17 protein-coding genes are annotated in these 16,327 nt (G+C 73.8%); 13 read left to right on the top strand and 4 right to left on the bottom strand.

Annotated elements, in window-relative coordinates; all coding sequences use genetic code 11:
• Positions 1-104 precede the first annotated feature (104 nt).
• Entirely contained in the window at positions 105-722 is a 618-nt protein-coding gene (rpsD, locus tag BMY19_RS14095; RefSeq protein ID WP_010686187.1) for a 30S ribosomal protein S4, read from the top strand.
• A gap of 111 nt (positions 723-833) precedes the next feature.
• Here the strand turns inward: rpsD and BMY19_RS14090 are convergent, their stop codons facing one another.
• Positions 834-1,136 (bottom strand): hypothetical protein, encoded by a 303-nt coding sequence (locus BMY19_RS14090; RefSeq protein WP_020093227.1) that lies wholly within the window; start codon positions 1,134-1,136, stop codon positions 834-836.
• Positions 1,137-1,238: 102 nt separating this feature from the next.
• Between BMY19_RS14090 and BMY19_RS14085 the strand changes: the two genes are divergently transcribed.
• From BMY19_RS14085 to BMY19_RS14065, 5 genes are all read left to right on the top strand, one after another.
• The gene (locus BMY19_RS14085; RefSeq protein WP_100252083.1) at positions 1,239-1,577 is read left to right on the top strand and encodes a DUF2293 domain-containing protein; all 339 of its coding nucleotides are present in this window, start codon (positions 1,239-1,241) and stop codon (positions 1,575-1,577) included.
• Between the two features lie 95 nt (positions 1,578-1,672).
• The gene (locus BMY19_RS14080; RefSeq protein WP_020093225.1) at positions 1,673-1,882 is read left to right on the top strand and encodes a TOBE domain-containing protein; all 210 of its coding nucleotides are present in this window, start codon (positions 1,673-1,675) and stop codon (positions 1,880-1,882) included.
• Positions 1,883-2,016: 134 nt separating this feature from the next.
• Positions 2,017-3,081 carry a tRNA (adenosine(37)-N6)-threonylcarbamoyltransferase complex transferase subunit TsaD gene (gene tsaD / locus BMY19_RS14075; protein ID WP_091978264.1) on the top strand — a complete coding sequence of 355 codons (1,065 nt, stop codon included), beginning with the start codon at positions 2,017-2,019 and terminating at the stop codon, positions 3,079-3,081.
• Positions 3,078-3,935, top strand: coding sequence for a GNAT family N-acetyltransferase (locus BMY19_RS14070; RefSeq protein ID WP_100252082.1), 858 nt, complete (start codon positions 3,078-3,080; stop codon positions 3,933-3,935). The genes tsaD and BMY19_RS14070 overlap by 4 nt, the downstream gene beginning before the upstream one ends.
• On the top strand, positions 3,932-4,930 hold the full coding sequence (locus tag BMY19_RS14065; protein ID WP_100252081.1) for an NAD(P)H-dependent glycerol-3-phosphate dehydrogenase: 999 nt from the start codon (positions 3,932-3,934) through the stop codon (positions 4,928-4,930). The genes BMY19_RS14070 and BMY19_RS14065 overlap by 4 nt, the downstream gene beginning before the upstream one ends.
• A 25-nt stretch (positions 4,931-4,955) precedes the next feature.
• Here BMY19_RS14065 and BMY19_RS14060 read toward each other — a convergent pair whose 3' ends face one another.
• Complete coding sequence (locus BMY19_RS14060) at positions 4,956-7,343, bottom strand: bifunctional diguanylate cyclase/phosphodiesterase (protein WP_100252080.1); 2,388 nt, start codon at positions 7,341-7,343, stop codon at positions 4,956-4,958.
• Positions 7,344-7,567: 224 nt separating this feature from the next.
• On the opposite strand from BMY19_RS14060, the gene BMY19_RS14055 reads away from it, so the two are divergent.
• Entirely contained in the window at positions 7,568-7,984 is a 417-nt protein-coding gene (locus tag BMY19_RS14055) for an EVE domain-containing protein (RefSeq protein ID WP_020093220.1), read from the top strand.
• A gap of 27 nt (positions 7,985-8,011) precedes the next feature.
• Here BMY19_RS14055 and BMY19_RS14050 read toward each other — a convergent pair whose 3' ends face one another.
• Complete coding sequence (locus tag BMY19_RS14050) at positions 8,012-9,547, bottom strand: sensor histidine kinase (protein WP_020093219.1); 1,536 nt, start codon at positions 9,545-9,547, stop codon at positions 8,012-8,014.
• A gap of 285 nt (positions 9,548-9,832) precedes the next feature.
• On the opposite strand from BMY19_RS14050, the gene BMY19_RS14045 reads away from it, so the two are divergent.
• The 5 genes from BMY19_RS14045 (at position 9,833) to BMY19_RS14025 (ending at position 14,688) form a co-directional block, all read left to right on the top strand.
• Positions 9,833-10,288: a (2Fe-2S)-binding protein gene (locus BMY19_RS14045; RefSeq protein WP_020093218.1), complete on the top strand. Its 456-nt coding sequence runs from the start codon at positions 9,833-9,835 to the stop codon at positions 10,286-10,288.
• Positions 10,289-10,347: 59 nt separating this feature from the next.
• Entirely contained in the window at positions 10,348-12,543 is a 2,196-nt protein-coding gene (locus tag BMY19_RS14040) for a xanthine dehydrogenase family protein molybdopterin-binding subunit (RefSeq protein WP_100252079.1), read from the top strand.
• A 137-nt stretch (positions 12,544-12,680) separates the two neighbouring features.
• Positions 12,681-13,298, top strand: coding sequence for a uracil-DNA glycosylase family protein (locus BMY19_RS14035; RefSeq protein ID WP_056523320.1), 618 nt, complete (start codon positions 12,681-12,683; stop codon positions 13,296-13,298).
• A 289-nt stretch (positions 13,299-13,587) separates the two neighbouring features.
• Positions 13,588-14,280, top strand: coding sequence for an orotidine-5'-phosphate decarboxylase (gene pyrF, locus BMY19_RS14030; RefSeq protein ID WP_056523322.1), 693 nt, complete (start codon positions 13,588-13,590; stop codon positions 14,278-14,280).
• A gap of 63 nt (positions 14,281-14,343) precedes the next feature.
• Positions 14,344-14,688 carry a DUF1330 domain-containing protein gene (locus BMY19_RS14025; RefSeq protein ID WP_020093214.1) on the top strand — a complete coding sequence of 115 codons (345 nt, stop codon included), beginning with the start codon at positions 14,344-14,346 and terminating at the stop codon, positions 14,686-14,688.
• 8 nt (positions 14,689-14,696) lie between these two features.
• Here the strand turns inward: BMY19_RS14025 and BMY19_RS14020 are convergent, their stop codons facing one another.
• Positions 14,697-15,326 (bottom strand): TetR/AcrR family transcriptional regulator, encoded by a 630-nt coding sequence (locus BMY19_RS14020; protein WP_020093213.1) that lies wholly within the window; start codon positions 15,324-15,326, stop codon positions 14,697-14,699.
• 152 nt (positions 15,327-15,478) lie between these two features.
• On the opposite strand from BMY19_RS14020, the gene BMY19_RS14015 reads away from it, so the two are divergent.
• A complete protein-coding gene (locus BMY19_RS14015; protein ID WP_020093212.1) occupies positions 15,479-16,249 on the top strand; it encodes an SDR family NAD(P)-dependent oxidoreductase in 771 nt (256 codons plus the stop codon).
• Positions 16,250-16,327: the final 78 nt, after the last annotated feature.

Raw genomic sequence — 16,327 nt, 5'->3', positions numbered from 1 at the left:
GCGCACCCGTGGGCGGGATCCTCCCGCCCTGTCGTCCCGGACCGCGAAGGGCCGGGAAAAGGAGGGCGCGTTCCTCATTCTCGTCACGAGAGGACGCGGAAGATATGTCGAAGCGGATTCAGGCGAAGCACAAGCTCGACCGCCGCATGGGCCAGAACATCTGGGGCCGCCCGAAGAGCCCCGTCAACCGCCGCGAGTACGGCCCCGGCCAGCACGGCCAGCGCCGCAAGGGCAAGATGAGCGACTTCGGCACGCAGCTGCGCGCCAAGCAGAAGCTCAAGGGCTACTACGGCAACATCACCGAGAAGCAGTTCCGCCGCTACTACGCCGAGGCGATCCGCCTGCGCGGCGATTCCGGCGAGAACCTCGTCGGCCTGCTCGAGCGCCGCCTCGACGCCGTGGTCTACCGGGCGAAGTTCGTCGCGACCCCGTTCGCCGCGCGCCAGTTCGTCAACCACGGCCACGTCAAGGTGAACGGCGTCCGCGTCAACATCCCGAGCTACCAGGTGAAGGCCGGCGACCTCATCGAGGTCAAGGAGTCGTCCCGCCAGCTCGAGATCGTCATCGTGGCGACGCAGCTCTCCGAGCGCGACGTGCCGGACTACATCGAGGCCGACCACGCCAAGATGACCGCCCGCGTCACCCGCATCCCCAGCCTGTCCGAGGTGCCCTACCCGGTGCAGATGGAGCCGAACCTCGTCATCGAGTTCTACTCCCGCTGATCCTGTCGCCCCGGCGACCGATGGAGGGGCTGCCCGTTCGGGCGTCCCCTTCGCGTTTCGATACCCTCGTCCCGAAGGCCGGCCTCCGGCACCCGGGACGGGGCGCGGGCCTCAGCAGCCGTGGCAGATCGAGCCCATCGTGTGCCGCATCTTGCTGTCCCAGGCCTTCGAGCGGGCCTCGGCGGCCTTCTGAGCCTTGATCATCTCGGCCTGGCTCACGGGCTGCGGCAACCCGGTGGCCGCGGCGTTGCCCGTCGGCTTGGTCTGGCTCATGGGGGTGACCCGGCGGCCGCCCACGATGGGGCCGGCCGGGGCGGCGGGGCCTGGGCCCGCGCCCGGAGCCGGGCTCTGGGCCAGCGCCGGCGTCGCCCCGAGCAGGAGGCCGAGAAGCAGCGCGGGACGAAGAATTGCCATGGACGTGATCTCCCCGGCGGAGGATCCTGTGCCGGCCCCGCCTCATCTGGCGGCGATCCTACCCGATCACACCTTTAAAATCATGCCGACGGCAGATCCCCGGTGAGCGCCGGTCCGCCCCTGAACCGCCGGGAGGCCGTCGCCGCGGCCCTAGCCCGCCTCGCCCCGCGCCTGCCGGATTTCGAGGCGGAGGCCGCCCTCGACCGGGCGCTGGCGAGCCCCGGCCTCCGCCGGGCCGCCCCCGAGACGGCGGCCCGCCTCGCCTTCGTGGCCTACGCGCGCCACGTCTTCACGGATTACGACGAACTCCTCGCGGAAGGCTACGACCGGGACAGCGCCCGGCACTTCGTCCTCGAAGACCTCAACGCCGCGCTCGCCGCCTGGGGCGCCGCGCCGGTCCCCGAGGACGAGCCCGGCGCGCCCGGGGCCGATCCGCGCTGAGGCGGTCGCGCCGGGCTCCGCCATGCTGTAGGAGACCGGCCCGGGGCCGCCCCGCGGCCCGTTCCGGTGCCGCTCGTGGAGATTGGCAGAAGACCATGAAGATCAGCGCGCGCAACGTTCTCAAGGGTACGGTCGTCTCGGTGGAGAAGGGGGCGACCACCTCCCACGTGAGGATCGAGATCAGCCCCGGCCAGGTGGTCACCGCCTCGATCACCAACGAGGCCGTCGAGGCCCTCAAGCTCGTCGCCGGCGGTCCCGCCTACGCGGTGATCAAGGCCTCCGACGTCATGGTCGCCGTCGACTGACGACGGCTCGCGCGCCGCCCTCCTGGACGGAGGGCGGCGCGCATCCACCACGCTCCGGGTCCGGGCGGGGACCGGCCGCCTTCGCGCCGCCGCCGCCGCCGGATAGGATGAGCCCGGACCAAGGAGTTCCGCGCGTGCAGAAGACCGTGCTCGGCATCGAGACCACCTGCGATGAGACCGCCGCCGCGGTGGTGTCGGTCGACGAGGAGGGGGGCGCTCAGATCCGCGCCAACGAGGTGCTCAGTCAGATCGCCGAGCACGCGGCCTACGGCGGCGTCGTGCCGGAGATCGCCGCCCGCGCCCATGTCGAGGTGCTCGACCGGCTGATCGCCCGCGCCCTCGACCGGGCCGGGACCGGCTTCCGGGACCTCGACGGCATCGCGGTGGCGGCCGGGCCCGGGCTGATCGGCGGCGTGCTGGTCGGCCTCGTCACCGCCAAGACCCTGGCGCTCGTGACCCGCAAGCCCCTGCTCGCCGTCAACCACCTGGAGGCCCACGCCCTCACGGCGCGGCTCACCGACGGCATCGCATTCCCCTACCTGCTGCTCCTGGTCTCGGGCGGCCACACCCAGCTCGTCGCCGTGCGCGGCGTCGGCGACTACGTGCGCCTCGGCTCCACCGTCGACGACGCCATCGGCGAGGCCTTCGACAAGGTCGCCAAGCTCCTGGGCCTCGGCTATCCCGGCGGCCCCGAGGTCGAGCGCGTGGCCGAGGCCGGCGATCCCGAGCGCTTCGCCCTGCCCCGGCCGATGCTCGGCCGCCGCGAGGCCGACTTCTCCCTCTCGGGCCTCAAGACCGCCGTGCGGATCGAGGCCGAGCGGATCGCCCCGCTGGCCGAGCGCGACGTCGCCGATCTCTGCGCGAGCTTCCAGGCCGCCGTGGTCGACGTGGTGGTGGACCGCGCCCGGGTCGCCCTGCGCGCCTTCTCGGACGTCGCCGGACGCCCGACCGCCCTGGTGGCGGCGGGGGGCGTGGCGGCCAACGGCGCCGTCCGGCGGGCGCTCGCGTCCCTCGCGGGCGAGGCGGGCCTGAGCTTCGTGGCCCCGCCCCTGCCCCTCTGCGGCGACAACGGCGCGATGATCGCCTGGGCCGGGCTGGAGCGCCTGCGCCTCGGGCTGGTGGACGACCTCACCGCCCCGGCGCGGCCCCGCTGGCCGCTGGCGGCCGCCCCGGCCCGCGCGGCGGTCCCGGCCGGATGAGCGCGGCGGACCGGCGCGCCCACTGGCGGGACCTGGTGGAGCGCCGCCTGCCCGGGGCCGCCCGGCCGGGCTGGCCGGTGCGGCTCGACCATTGCTTCGCCCGCATCCTCCTGGACCACGCCTGCGGCGGTGCCTGGCGCGACCATGTCCGCCCGCCCGCCCACGCCACCATGCCCCTCGCGCAGCTGGAGCTGGCGATCGCGCTCGGCGAGGCGGTGCTCGCGGGGCGCGCGGATCTCGCCCTCCTCAACCGCCGCTCGCTCGCGTGGCGCGGCAAGATCGCCCTGGCGCCGGTGCCCGCGGCTCTCCGCGACGGCGACCTGACCCTGCGCCGCTGGCGCCCGGAGGACGCGGCGCCGTTCGCGGCGCTCAACGCCGATCCGGCGGTGATGGCTCACTGTCCCCGGACCCGGACCGCGACGGAGAGCGAAGCCGAGGCCGGCCTCCTCGACCGCCGCTTCGTGGCGGACGGGTTCGGCCCCTGGGCCCTGGAACACGCGGGCCGGTTCGTCGGCTTCGCCGGCGCGATGCGAATCCTGCGGCCCCTGCCCTTCCCGGGCGGCGACCGGCCCGGTTCGACGGTCGAGCTGGCCTGGCGCCTCGCGCGCGACTCCTGGGGCCGCGGCCTCGCCACGCGCGCCGCGCGGCTCGCCCGCGCCGACCTCGCGGAGCGCTGCGGGATCCGCAGCGTCGTGGCCTTCACGGCGGCCGGCAACGGCCGCTCCCGCGCCGTGATGGAGCGCCTCGGCATGCGCGCGGCCGGGACATTCCCGCACCCGGCGGTGCCGGAGGGGCCGCTGCGCGAACACGTGCTCTACCGGCTGGACTGCGCCGACAGGGAGGAAGCGGCATGAGCGCCGAGACCCCGATCAACGTCGTCGGCGGCGGGGCCTGGGGCACGGCGCTGGCCAACGCCGCCGCCGGGGCCGGCCATCCCGTCACCCTCTGGCTGCGCGACGCGGGGGCCGCCGCCGCCCTGCAGGCCCAGCGGGAGAATCCGCGCTACCTGCCGGGCGTGCCGCTCCACCCGGCGATCCGGGCGACGGGCGAGGCCGCCGACCTCGCCTGTGCCCGGGCGACGCTCCTGGTCGTGCCCGCCCAGACCGTGCGCGGCGTGCTGGAATCCCTGCGCGGACCCCTGGCGACGGCCGGGCCGGTCATCCTCTGCGCCAAGGGGATCGAGCGCGGCAGCGACAGCTTCCTCAGCGCGGTGGCCGAGCAGGTCTTGCCGCCGGGAACGCCCGTGGCGGTCCTGTCCGGCCCGAGCTTCGCGATCGACGTCGCCCGCGGCCTGCCCACGGCCGTGACCCTGGCGGCGGCCGATGCCGGCCGCGCCGCCGCCCTGAGCGCGCTGCTGTCGGGACCGAGCTTCCGCCTCTACCACACCGACGACGTGCGCGGCGTCGAGATCGGCGGCGCCGGCAAGAACGTGCTCGCCATCGCCTGCGGGATCGTGGCCGGGCGCGGGCTCGGCGAGAGCGCCCGGGCGGCGCTGATCGCCCGGGCCTTCGCCGAACTGATGCGCTTCGCCCGCACCTTCGGGGGCCGGCCCGAGACGCTGATGGGGCTCTCCGGCCTCGGCGACCTCGTGCTCACCGCCTCCTCGCCGCAATCGCGCAACTTCGCCTTCGGCCAGCGCCTCGGCGCCGGGGCGAGCCCGGCCGAGGCCGCGGGCGGCAAGCTCGCCGAGGGGGCGTTCACGGCCGCGGCGCTGGCCGGGCTGGCCGCCGCCAGGGGCATCGAGATGCCGGTGGCGGCGGCCGTCGCCGCCATCGTGGCGGGCACCGCCAGCGTCGACGACGTGATCGCCGGCCTGCTGGCCCGTCCGCTGCGCGGGGAGACCGACTGACGCCGGCCCCGGCCCGCAACCCGCGTCACGCCACCGAGGCCGCCGGCACAGCGTGGCCTTGTCCTTGTCCTTGGCCGTGGCCGTGGGTGTGGGCCGCGAAGCGCGCGATCGGCGCCGGCCGACCCAGCAGGTAGCCCTGAGCGAGGTGGCACTGCTCGCCGGCCAGGAAGGACAGCTCCTCGGCGGTCTCCACGCCCTCCGCCACCACGGCGAGCCCGAGGCCGCGCCCCAGCCCCAGGACGGAGCGCACGATCGCGGCCCCCTGCGGGTTGCTGTGGACCGCCCTGATGAACGAGCCGTCGATCTTGATCCGGTCGAACGGGAAGGCGCGCAGGTTCGACAGCGACGAGTAGCCGGTGCCGAAATCGTCCATGGCGATCCGCACGCCGAGGGCCTTGAGCTGGCGCAGGGTGAGGAGCGCCCGGGCCGGATCCCGGATCAGCGCGGTCTCGGTGATCTCGATCTCCAGGCGCTCCGCCCGCAATCCGGATTCGTACAGGGTCCCGTGGACGAACGGGACGAAGTGCGGGTTGTGGAGCTGCACCGCCGAGACGTTGACGGCGATCGCCAGCGGGTTCGGCCAGCCGGCCGCCGCCCGGCAGGCCTCCCGCAGCACCCAGGCGCCGATCTCGAGGATCGCCCCGGTCTCCTCGGCGATCGGGATGAACACGGCCGGCGAGATGCCGCCCCTGTCCGGATGGTGCCAGCGCAGCAGCGCCTCGAAGCCCGTGACCGTGCCGGACTCGATCTGGCTCTGCGGCTGGTAGACGAGCTCCAGCTCGCCCCGCGCCACCGCGTGGCGGAGGTCGTGCTCGAGCTGGCGCCTGTCGCGGATCTCGGCGCCCATGCTGGCGTCGTAGCGCCGGCAGGTGCCGCGCCCCTCGCTCTTGGCCCGGTAGAGGGCGGCGTCGGCGTGGCTCAGGAGCGCGCGCAGGTCCGCGGCGTCGTCGGGATAGACCGCGATGCCGATGCTGGTGGCGATCACCGGGCCGGAGGCGGCCGGTACCGCCGCCAGGGTGGCGAGGATCCGCTCGGCCAGCCGCTCCGCCTGTCCCTCCGCCTGCGGCGTCAGGATGGCGAACTCGTCGCCGCCGAGCCGCGCCATCAGCTGCTCGGGATCGAGGAGACCGCCGACCCGCAGCGCGAGGTCGCGCAGCATCGCGTCGCCGGCGGCGTGCCCGAACAGGTCGTTGACCTCCTTGAAGCGGTCGAGGTCCAGGCACAGCACCGCGAGCCGGCCGCCCTGGGCGTCCGCGGCGCGCATCGCGCGCTCGAGCCGGGCGTGGAAGCTCGTGCGGTTGGCGAGGCCGGTGAGCGCGTCGTGGTGGGCGAGGTAGTGGATCTCGCTCTCGGCCCGGCGCCGCGCGCGCAGGTCGCGCACCGCCACGGCGTGGTGCGGCAGGCGCCCGTACTCGGCGACCGGGCGCATGATCACCTCGACGGGAATGGGGGCGCCCGCCGCCGGGACGAGTTCGGTCTCCAGGGGCTGGTCGGCCGTCCCTGAGCCGGGCACGAGGTCCGGCAGGTAGGTGCTGAGGCTCCGGCCCGTCAGGAGGGCCGCCTCCAGGCCCGCGAGCCGGGCGAAGGCCTCGTTGGCGCTGACGATCTCGCCGCCGCGGCAGACGACGAGGCCCTCCACGGCCGCGTTGGCGAGGCTGCGCAGGCGCTCGCGCTCGAGGTCGGCGCGGCGGCGCTCGCGCAGGTCGACCACGAGGGCGGCGCCGGCGAGCAGCAGGATCAGGCAGCTCGCCACCGCCACGGCCGCGGCGAGCCACCCGCTCCGGATCGCGCCCGAGGGGATCGCCACGGTGGGGTCGGGATGCAGGGTCACCGCGCCCATGCCGGCGAAGTGGTGGCCGCAGATCGCCAGGATCAGCAGCGCGGCGCCGCCGTACCGGCCCCGGAACGTGGTGGCCGACAGGCCGACCACCAGGGCGGCGGCGCCGAGCCCCGCCCCGAGGCCGACCGAGACCACGACCAGCGCGGGAGTCCAGGCGAGGTGTCCTGCCACCTGATAGGCTGCCATGCCGGTGTAGTGCATCGTCGCGATGCCGCCGCCGACCACGGCGCCGCCGAGGCCCGCCTGGACCGCCCGGCCGGAGACGGCCAGGGCGAAGCCGAGCCCGGTGATCGCGACGGCGTCCACGTAGGAGAGGAGCGTCAGCCCGACGCCGTAGCCCGACGGCAGCCCGGGCTCGAAGGCGAGCATCGCCAGGAAATGCGTCGCCCAGATCCCCGATCCCCCGGCGGCGGCGGCCACCGCGACCCAGACGTAGCGGCCGCGGCCGCCGGTCCGGCCGGCATGGGTGAGGAGCTCGATCGCGGTGCCGCTCGCCAGCGCGCAGACCAGGGCCGCGAGGCCTACCAGCCACAGGTTGTGTTCACCGATAAAGCAACCGATGACTGAGATCATGTATGCAACCGGCGATTGGTGCGTGACGCGCTATACGGCTATTTGCATGCAGAATTTAATATTTGCCCAAGGCTTGCGATAGCAGAGCTGCGGCGTTCTACGCGGGTTCTGCTTGACCGCCGGTCCCGCGCGCGGCCGGGGCCGGACCGGCCTGTTCCTGGGAGGCGAAGCTGGGCTATGGCGGGGCGCGCCGCCCGGCCGGGCGGTCTACTGGGACTTCAGCGATGGCGTACTGGCTGTTCAAATCCGAGCCCGCGACCTGGTCGTGGGATCAGCAGGTCGCGGCCGGGGAGGCCGGCACGCACTGGAACGGCGTGCGCAACCACCTCGCCAAGAAGCAGCTGATGGCCATGCAGGTCGGCGAGGAGGGCTTCTTCTACCACTCGAACGAGGGCAAGGCGGTGGTGGGCATCGTGGCGGTGATCCGCGCCTACTATCCCGACCACACCGACGAGACCGGCCGCTTCGGCATGGTCGACGTCAGGGCCGTGCGGGCGCTGCCGAGCCCGGTCACGCTCGAGGCGATCAAGGCCGACGCGGCGCTCGCCGACATGGTGCTGGTCAACAATTCCCGGCTGTCGGTGCAGCCGGTGACCGAGGCCGAGTGGGCGCGGGTCTGCGCCCTCGGCGGGCTCGGCTGAGCCGGGGCGCGCGGCCCGACGGGCCGCTCAGGCGGCGCGGTTGAGGGGGCCGCGCACGGGGCCCACGAAGTCCGGCTCGACCTCGACCGGCGGCAGCGTGTCCATGACCCGGGCGGCCGGCAGGGTCACCACCACCTCGGTGCCCTCGCGGGGCTTGGAGGACAGCTGGAACTGCCCGCCGTGCAGCTCCACGAGGCCCTTCACGATCGGAAGGCCGAGGCCGGAGCCCTGCTCGGCGGTCTTGATCGCGAGCGAGCCGCGCCCGAACGAGGACAGGACCGTGCCGAGCTCGTCCTCGGGGATGCCCGGGCCGCTGTCCTTCACCGAGACGTACTGCCCGCCCGAGGCGGTCCAGCCGACCTTCAGCCAGATCTCGCCGCCCGGGGGCGTGAACTTCACGGCGTTCGACAGGAGGTTCAGGACGATCTGGCGCAGAGCCCGCTCGTCGGCCCAGAGCCGCGGCAGCGAGCCGTCGACGAGGTCGTGGAAGGTCTGGTTCTTCGCCTTGGCCCGCAGGCCCATCATGTGGCGGCACTCCTCGACCACGTGGGCGAGCTGCACCGGCTCCTCGTTCAGCTCGTAGCGCCCCGCCTCGATCCGCGACAGGTCGAGGATCTCGTTGATCAGGTTCAGGAGGTGCATCCCGCTGTCGTGGATGTCGTGCGAGTACTCGCGGTAGGACGGCGCCGTATGGGTGCCGAACACCTCGTTCTTCATCACCTCCGAGAAGCCCAGGATGGCGTTGAGCGGCGTGCGCAGCTCGTGGCTCATCGTGGCGAGGAAGCGCGACTTGGCGAGGTTGGCCTCCTCGGCCCGGCGGCGGGCCTCGTCCGAATTGGCCTTGGCCTGCTCCAGCTCGCCGAACACCGCGTCCTTCTCGGCGCGGGAGCGCAGGGCGCCCACCGTCGAGGTGTAGAGGCGGCGGGACAGGCCGAGGAAGAAGACCTGCGCCCCGCCGGCCATGACCACCAGCATCAGCAGGTCCATCCCGCGGGAGAAGGCCGCGAGCGAGGCGGTGGCGAGGGCCAGCGGCACCAGGGCGGCGACGGCGGCGAGCGGCACCGTCGCGGCCAGCATGGTGGTGACCGCGGAGGCGATGACGAGGCCGAACAGCGCGAAGGTCCAGCCGCCGGTGGTTCCGAGCCCGATCATCGCGGCCCACGACAGGCTCTGCAGCACCTCGCCGACCAGGAAGCGGCGGCGCCAGCGGGCGAGCGGGATCGTCGCCGGGTCGGCGCGGAGGAAGCGCCGGCTCAACGTCGTGTTGAGCGAGATCATCAGGACCACGCCGAGCGCCCAGATCGCCGCCACCGGCGGCGCGATCCAGAAGGTCGACGCCGCGGCCAGCACCGCCGCGAACCCCACCAGCGGGATGCCCGCGCCGACCCGGTACTGGGCGTAGTGGCGCAGCAGCTCGTAGTCGAAGGCTCGTTCGAGGCCGGTCCGCGAGGTCAGCTTCTCCCGGGCCGAGCGGATTTCCCGGGCGACCCCGCGGCGGCGCGCCGCCTCCTCCGTCGAGGGGCCGCGACCGCGCTGGACCATCTCGACGGTGAGATCGGACATGCGCGTCTTCAAACTCGGCTCGAATGCGCGGACGGGCGGCGGTGGCGGGGAAGCACTCCGTTAGGATGGGGCGGATATGTTAAGAAGCGGCTGCCGACATCCCTGCAATCTTAAGCATCGCGGGCTGTATCGAGACTGTCGTGCCGCCGGATCGACGTGCGGTGCCGCACATCGTGTCGGGGCCCGCGCCCGCTAGTTTCGGGTGGAGGCCCGCCGGCCCGAGCGCGGTCGCACGCCGCGATCCGGGGCGCCCGGACACGCGCGTCGAGTAGAGGGTCGCCGACCATGCCGAATCTCACCGTCAACGGCGTCGCGCACGCGATCGACGCCGATCCCGACATGCCCCTGCTCTGGGTGCTGCGCGACCGGCTCGACGCCACCGGCACCAAGTACGGCTGCGGCATCGCGCAGTGCGGCGCCTGCACGGTCCACCTCGACGGCCAGCCGGTCCGCGCCTGCCAGACGCGGCTGGGCGATGTCGGCGCCGCGCAGGTGACGACCATCGAGGGCGTGTCGGGCCGGGTGGCCGAGGCCGTCCAGGCGGCCTGGCGCAAGCTCGACGTGGTCCAGTGCGGCTACTGCCAGTCCGGCCAGATCATGTCGGCGATCGGCCTGCTCTCGGGCAACGCCAAGCCCACCGACGCCGACATCGACGGTGCCATGGACGGCAACATCTGCCGCTGCGGCACGTATCAGCGCATCCGCGCGGCGATTCACGAAGCCGCGCGCAGCCTCGCCTGATCCGTCCCGGCGCCCACCTTCCCGCCCTCCCCCGCGGTCCCGACCGGAGCCTCGCCGCCATGCTGAACGCCCGTCGACCGAACCCCCTCCCCGTCCGTCCGAGCCGCCGCGGCCTGCTGGCGGGCGCCGGCGCCCTCGTGGTCGCGTTCCGGCTCGACCCGAAACCCGCCCGCGCCGCGCCCGGCCCGAACCTCGCCGACGTGAAGGCGCAGCCCAACGCCTTCGTGCGGATCGGCGCGGACGACACCGTCACGGTGGTGATCAAGCACCTCGACATGGGCCAGGGGAACACGACCGGGCTCGCCACGATCCTGGCCGACGAGCTCGGCGCCGACTGGCGACACGTCCGCACCGAGTTCGCGCCCGCCGACGCGGCGCTCTACAACAACACCCTGATGGGCCCGATCCAGGGCACCGGCGGCTCGACCGCGGTGGCCAATTCCTGGTTCCAGCTGCGCAAGGCCGGCGCGGCCGCCCGCGAGATGCTGATGGCCGAGGCCGCCTTCCGCTGGAAGGTGCCGGTCTCCGAGATCACGGTCGCCGACAGTCTCGTGCGCCACGCCCCGTCCGGTCGGCAGGCCCGGTTCGGGGAGCTCGCGGCCTCGGCCGCCTCGCTGCCGGTGCCGTCCGAGCCGCGGCTCAAGGATCCGAGCGAGTGGACGCTGATCGGCCAGACGGTGCCGCGCCTCGATTCCGTCGCCAAGACGAACGGCACGGCGGTCTACTCCCTCGACATCCGCCGCCCGAACCAGGTCACGGCCCTCGTCGCCCGGGCCCCGCGCTTCGGCGCCACCGTGAAGAGCTTCGACGCCGCGGCCGCCCGGAAGGTCGCGGGCGTCCTCGACGTGGTGCAGGTGCCGACCGGCGTGGCGGTGATCGCCCGCGACACGTGGTCGGCCATGAAGGGCCGCGAGGCGCTGACCGTCGCCTGGGACGACAGCACCGCCGAGACCCGCTCGTCCGACGCGATCCTGGCCGAGTACCGCGAGCGCGCCAAGGGTCCCGGCCTGACGGCCTCCGAGCGCGGCGACCCGCAGGCGGCGCTCAAGGGCGCCGCCAAGGTCGTCGAGGCCGAGTTCACCTTCCCCTACCTCGCCCACGCGGCGATGGAGCCCCTGAACGCCACGATCGAGAAGGGGGCCGACGGCGGCTACGACGTCTACGCGGGCTTCCAGTTCCAGACCGTCGAGCAGGCCACCATGGCGGCGATCCTCGGCGTGACGGCCGACCGGGTCCGGCTGCACAGCAACTGGGCCGGCGGCTCGTTCGGGCGCCGGGCGACGCCCACCGCCGACTACCTCGCGGAAGCCGCCACCGTCTTCAAGGCGTCCGGCGAGAAGGCCCCGCTCCACCTCGTCTGGACCCGCGAGGACGACATGGCCGGCGGCTATTACCGCCCGACCGTGCTGCACAGGGTCCGGGCCGGCATCGACGGCAAGGGCGCGGTGGTCGGCTGGGACCACGTGATGGTCGGCAAGTCGATCATGATCGGCTCGCCCTTCGAGGCGATGATCGTCAAGAACGGCATCGACGCCACCACCGTGGAGGGCGCCTCCGACACCGCCTACGCGCTGCCGGCCTACCGGTTCGGCGTCCATAACGGCCGCGAGGGCGTGCCGGTCCTGTGGTGGCGCTCGGTCGGCCACACCCACACGGCCCACGTGATGGAGGTGATGATCGACGAGCTGGCCCACGCCGCCAACGTCGATCCGGTCGCCTACCGGCTCTCCCTCCTGACCCAGGCGCCGCGGCTGTCCGGCGTGCTCAAGCTCGCCGCCGAGAAGGCCGGCTGGAGCGCCAAGCCGCAGGACCAGGGCCGCGGCCTCGGGGTGGCGGTCCACGAATCCTTCGGCTCCTACGTCGCCATGGTGGCCGACGTCACGGCGCACGACGCCGCGATCCGCGTCAACCGGATCGTGGCGGCGGTGGATGTCGGCGTTCCGGTCAACCCGGACGTGATCCGCGCGCAGGTCGAGGGCGCGGTGGGCTTCGCCCTGTCGGCGGTGCTGCGCAACCGCATCACCCTCAAGGACGGGCAGGTGCAGGAGCACAATTTCGACGCCTACGAGCCGACCCGGATGAGCGAGATGCCGAAGGTGGAAGTGCACATCGTGCCGAGCCAGGCGGCGCCCACCGGGATCGGTGAGCCGGGCGTGCCCGTGCTCGGGCCGTCGATCGCCAACGCGGTCTTCGCCGCGACCGGCCGGCGCCTGCGCTCGCTGCCGCTCGACCTCTCCGGCGTGAAGGGCGCGTGAGGAAACGCACGTTCCGCCGGCCCGGATCGGCGTAGGAAGGGTGGGCCTTCCCCCCAAGGCAAGAGACCCGACTGACGACGGCGCGGCGCGACACCGCGCCGTTTCTTTTTCGGGCGCCGCGACGCCATCTCCGGGCCATGCCCGCCTTCGACGACACCGCCGCGCGCCTGCGCGCCTGCCGCCTCTGCCGCGACACGCCGCGCTACGGGCCGCCCCTGCCCCAGGAGCCCCGGCCGATCGTCCAGGGCTCGGCCACGGCCCGCCTGTGCATCGCCAGCCAGGCTCCCGGTACCCGCGCCCATCGCACCGGGCAGCCCTTCACCGACCCGTCGGGCGTGCGGCTGCGCGCCTGGCTCGGCCTCGACGCGGCGCGGTTCTACGATCCCGCCCGGGTGGCCATCGTGCCGATGGGGTCGTGCTTCCCCGGCCTCGACGCCAAGGGCGGCGACCGGCCGCCCCGCCGGGAATGCGCCGAGCGCTGGCGGGCGGAACTCTTCTCCGGCCTGCCGGACCTGGAGCTGATCCTGGTGATCGGCCAGTACGCGCAGGGCTGGCACCTCGGACGGATGGAGGGCGGCCTCACCGGGACGGTGCGGCGCTGGCGGGAGATCCTGGCCGAGCCGCGCCGCCCCCGGGTCCTGCCCCTGCCCCACCCGTCCTGGCGCAACAACGGCTGGCTGAAGCGCGAGCCCTGGTTCGAGGCGGAGCTGCTGCCGGTGCTGCGCGCCGAGGTGGCGCGGGTGATGGCGGGGTGATGGCGGGATGAGGGGCCATCGGGGCCTCGTCCCGACAGCGACGACATGCGCATCCCATATCCCTCGGGACTGAAGGGTCGCGCCCGTCTTTGCGAGCGCAGCGAAGCAATCCAGCGACACATCAAATCCGAGACCGGCGCGCCGCCCTGGATTGCTTCGCTGCGCTCGCAAGGACGGCGCGCGGGTCGGGGCGCGCACGGCGGGTCGGGGACGGCGTCGCCCGGACCCGCCCGCATTGACAGGCATCGCCGGCGCGTGATCCGTGCCGCGACCCCCGAAGGACGCGCCGATGACCGAGATTGCCGACCCCCGCGACCGCCTGATCGTGGCCCTCGACCTGCCGAGCGTGCAGGCCGCCGAGGCGCTGATCGACCGGATCGGCGACGCCGCGACCTTCTACAAGATCGGCTACCAGCTCGGCTACGCGGGCGGCCTCGCCCTGGCCGAGCGGCTGGCGGCCCGCGGGCTCAAGGTCTTCCTCGACCTGAAGCTCCACGACATCGGCAACACCGTCGAGGAGGGCGTGCGCTCGGCCTCGGGCTCCGGCGCCACCTTCCTCACCGTCCACGCCTACCCGCAGACCATGCGGGCGGCGGTCCGCGGCCGGGGCGCGGGACTCAGGATCCTCGCCGTGACGGTGCTCACCTCCTACGACGACGCCGACGCCGCGGAGGCCGGCTACGGCCTGCCGGTGGCGGAGCTCGTCGCCAAGCGCGCCGCGCAGGCGGCCGAGATCGGCATCGACGGCCTCGTCTGCTCGGCCGCCGAGGCGGGCGCGGTCCGGCGCGTCGTCGGTCCGGACCGGCTGATCGTCACCCCGGGCATCCGCCCGGCGGGCGCCGCGGCCGGCGACCAGAAGCGGGTCATGACGCCGGGCGACGCCCGCCGGGCCGGGATCGACCACGTGGTGGTCGGCCGCCCGATCACCGGCGCCGCCGACCCCCGCGCGGTGGCGCGGGCGATCGTGGCGGACCTCGCCTGATCCGAGCGGGATTGCCTTCGGGCGGAGCGGTCCCACTTCGCTCCGCAGGGCAGGAGACGCAGCATGACCAAGGGCTACTGGATCGCGCGGGTCGATGTCCGCGACGCGGAGGCCTACAAGGACTACGTGGCGGCCAACGGCGCGGCCTTCGCCAAGTTCGGCGGCCGGTTCCTCGTGCGCGGCGGCGCCCACGAGGCGGTGATGGGCCCGGCCCGGTCCCGCAACGTGGTGATCGAGTTCCCGAGCTACGCCGACGCCCTCGCCTGCTGGAACTCCGACCTCTACCAGGCCGCCAAGGCCAAGCAGCGCGGCGGCGTCGAGGCCGAGATCCTGGTGATCGAGGGCTATGACGGGCCGCAGCCCAGCGCCTCCGAGCCGGCGCCGGAGGCGGGACCGGCCTCCGAGTAGGCGGCGCGCTACGGGAGCGACCCGCGCGGCGCGAGGCTCCGCAGCAGGAACGCCGTCATCGCCGCCATGGGCGGCACCGGCTGGAGGGTGGAGCAGCCCACCAGCAGCGGGTGGGTGTAGCGGGCGATGGCGACGTGGACGCAGGCGGCCGCCTCGGCGGGATCGGCCGCCTCGAACTCGCCCCGCGCCACCCCGTCGCGGATGATCCGCTCGAACCCGGCGGTGATCCGGGCGACGTGGTGGCGACAGACGTCCCAGCTCTCCGCCATCGCCGCCTCGATCATCTCGTGCAGGCGGGGAAACGTCTCGCAGCGCCGGGTGGAGTCGCGATGCAGGGCCTCGATCGCCGCCGCGAGGCGCGCGGTGGCGTCGAGGCCCGGCCGGTCGGCGATGCCGAGGATCACCGCCTCGCTCTCGCCGATCAGCCGCTCCAGCACCGCCTCGTTGATCGCCTTCTTCGACTCGAAGAAGCGGTAGACGTTGGCCGGGCTCATCTTCAGCGTCCGGGCGATGTCGGCCACGGTCGTCTTCTGGTAGCCGATCTCGCGGAAATACGTGCCCGCCGTCGCGAGGATGCGGCTCCGCGTGTCGGGCGCGCACTCCTCCGCGAGCGAGCGGGTCGTATCTTCGAGGGACATGCGACCTCACTAGGCCATGCGGCGGCGGGGCGTCAAAGACGCGAACCCGGATCGGGTTCCCCTGCGGCGGCTGCGCGCGCCCGGAACCGGCCCGGGCGGCGCCCATTGCCCAGGCACCCCGCCGCGACGGCGGCGTCAGCGAGAGATCCGCGATGCGCTTCACCGACACCCGCGCCCTGGTCACCGGGGCCGATTCCGGCATCGGGCAGGCGACCGCGGAACTGCTCGCCCGCGCGGGCGCCGACGTGGCCATCACCTATCACAGCGACGCGGAGGGCATCCGCGAGACCGCCGCGCGGGTGGAGGCCGCGGGCCGGCGGGCGCTGGTGCTCCAGCTCGACGTCGGCGACCCGGCGGCGGTGACGGCGGCCTTCGACCGCATCGGCAGCGAGTTCGGCACCCTCGACATCCTCGTGGCCAATGCCGGGCAGGCCATGAGCGGGATGCCGGTCGCCGAGATGGACGACGCGGTGCTGGAGCGGATCCTGCGGGTGAACCTCATGGGACCGCTGTTCTGCGCCCGCCCCTTCATCCGGATGCGCCGGGCCCAGGGCGGCAACGGAAAGATCGTGTTCGTCTCCTCCGTGGCCCAGCACCTGCCCACGCCGGAGAGCGCCCCCTACGGCATGTCGAAGGCCGGGCTCGGCTCCCTCTGCCGGTCCCTGTCGCGCGAACTCGCGGAGGATCGGATCAACGTCAACAGCGTCGCCCCGGGCCTGATCGAGACGCCGATGACCGCCGACCGGTTCGAGAAGCCGGAGGTTCTCGACGAGTCCCTGGAGCGGATTCCGTGGCACCGGGCCGGCCAGCCCGAGGAGATCGCCCGGGCGATCCTCTACCTCGCCTCGGAGGACGCCGCCTACGTCACCGGCCACACCCTGGTGGTCGATGGCGGCCTGACGATGCAGTGGGGCGGCGCCTGAGCGGCGCCCGGAACGACGAAGCGCGGCGCAGGGGTCACGCCCGGCGCCGCGTCGAAGGGTCTGCGATATGCGGCTCGC

It is taken from the genome of Methylobacterium sp. UNC300MFChir4.1 (genome assembly GCF_900110155.1).
GTDB lineage: Bacteria > Pseudomonadota > Alphaproteobacteria > Rhizobiales > Beijerinckiaceae > Methylobacterium.
Note: the sequence above shows the minus strand (reverse complement) of the source record. Positions and strands in the feature narration are given on the sequence as shown.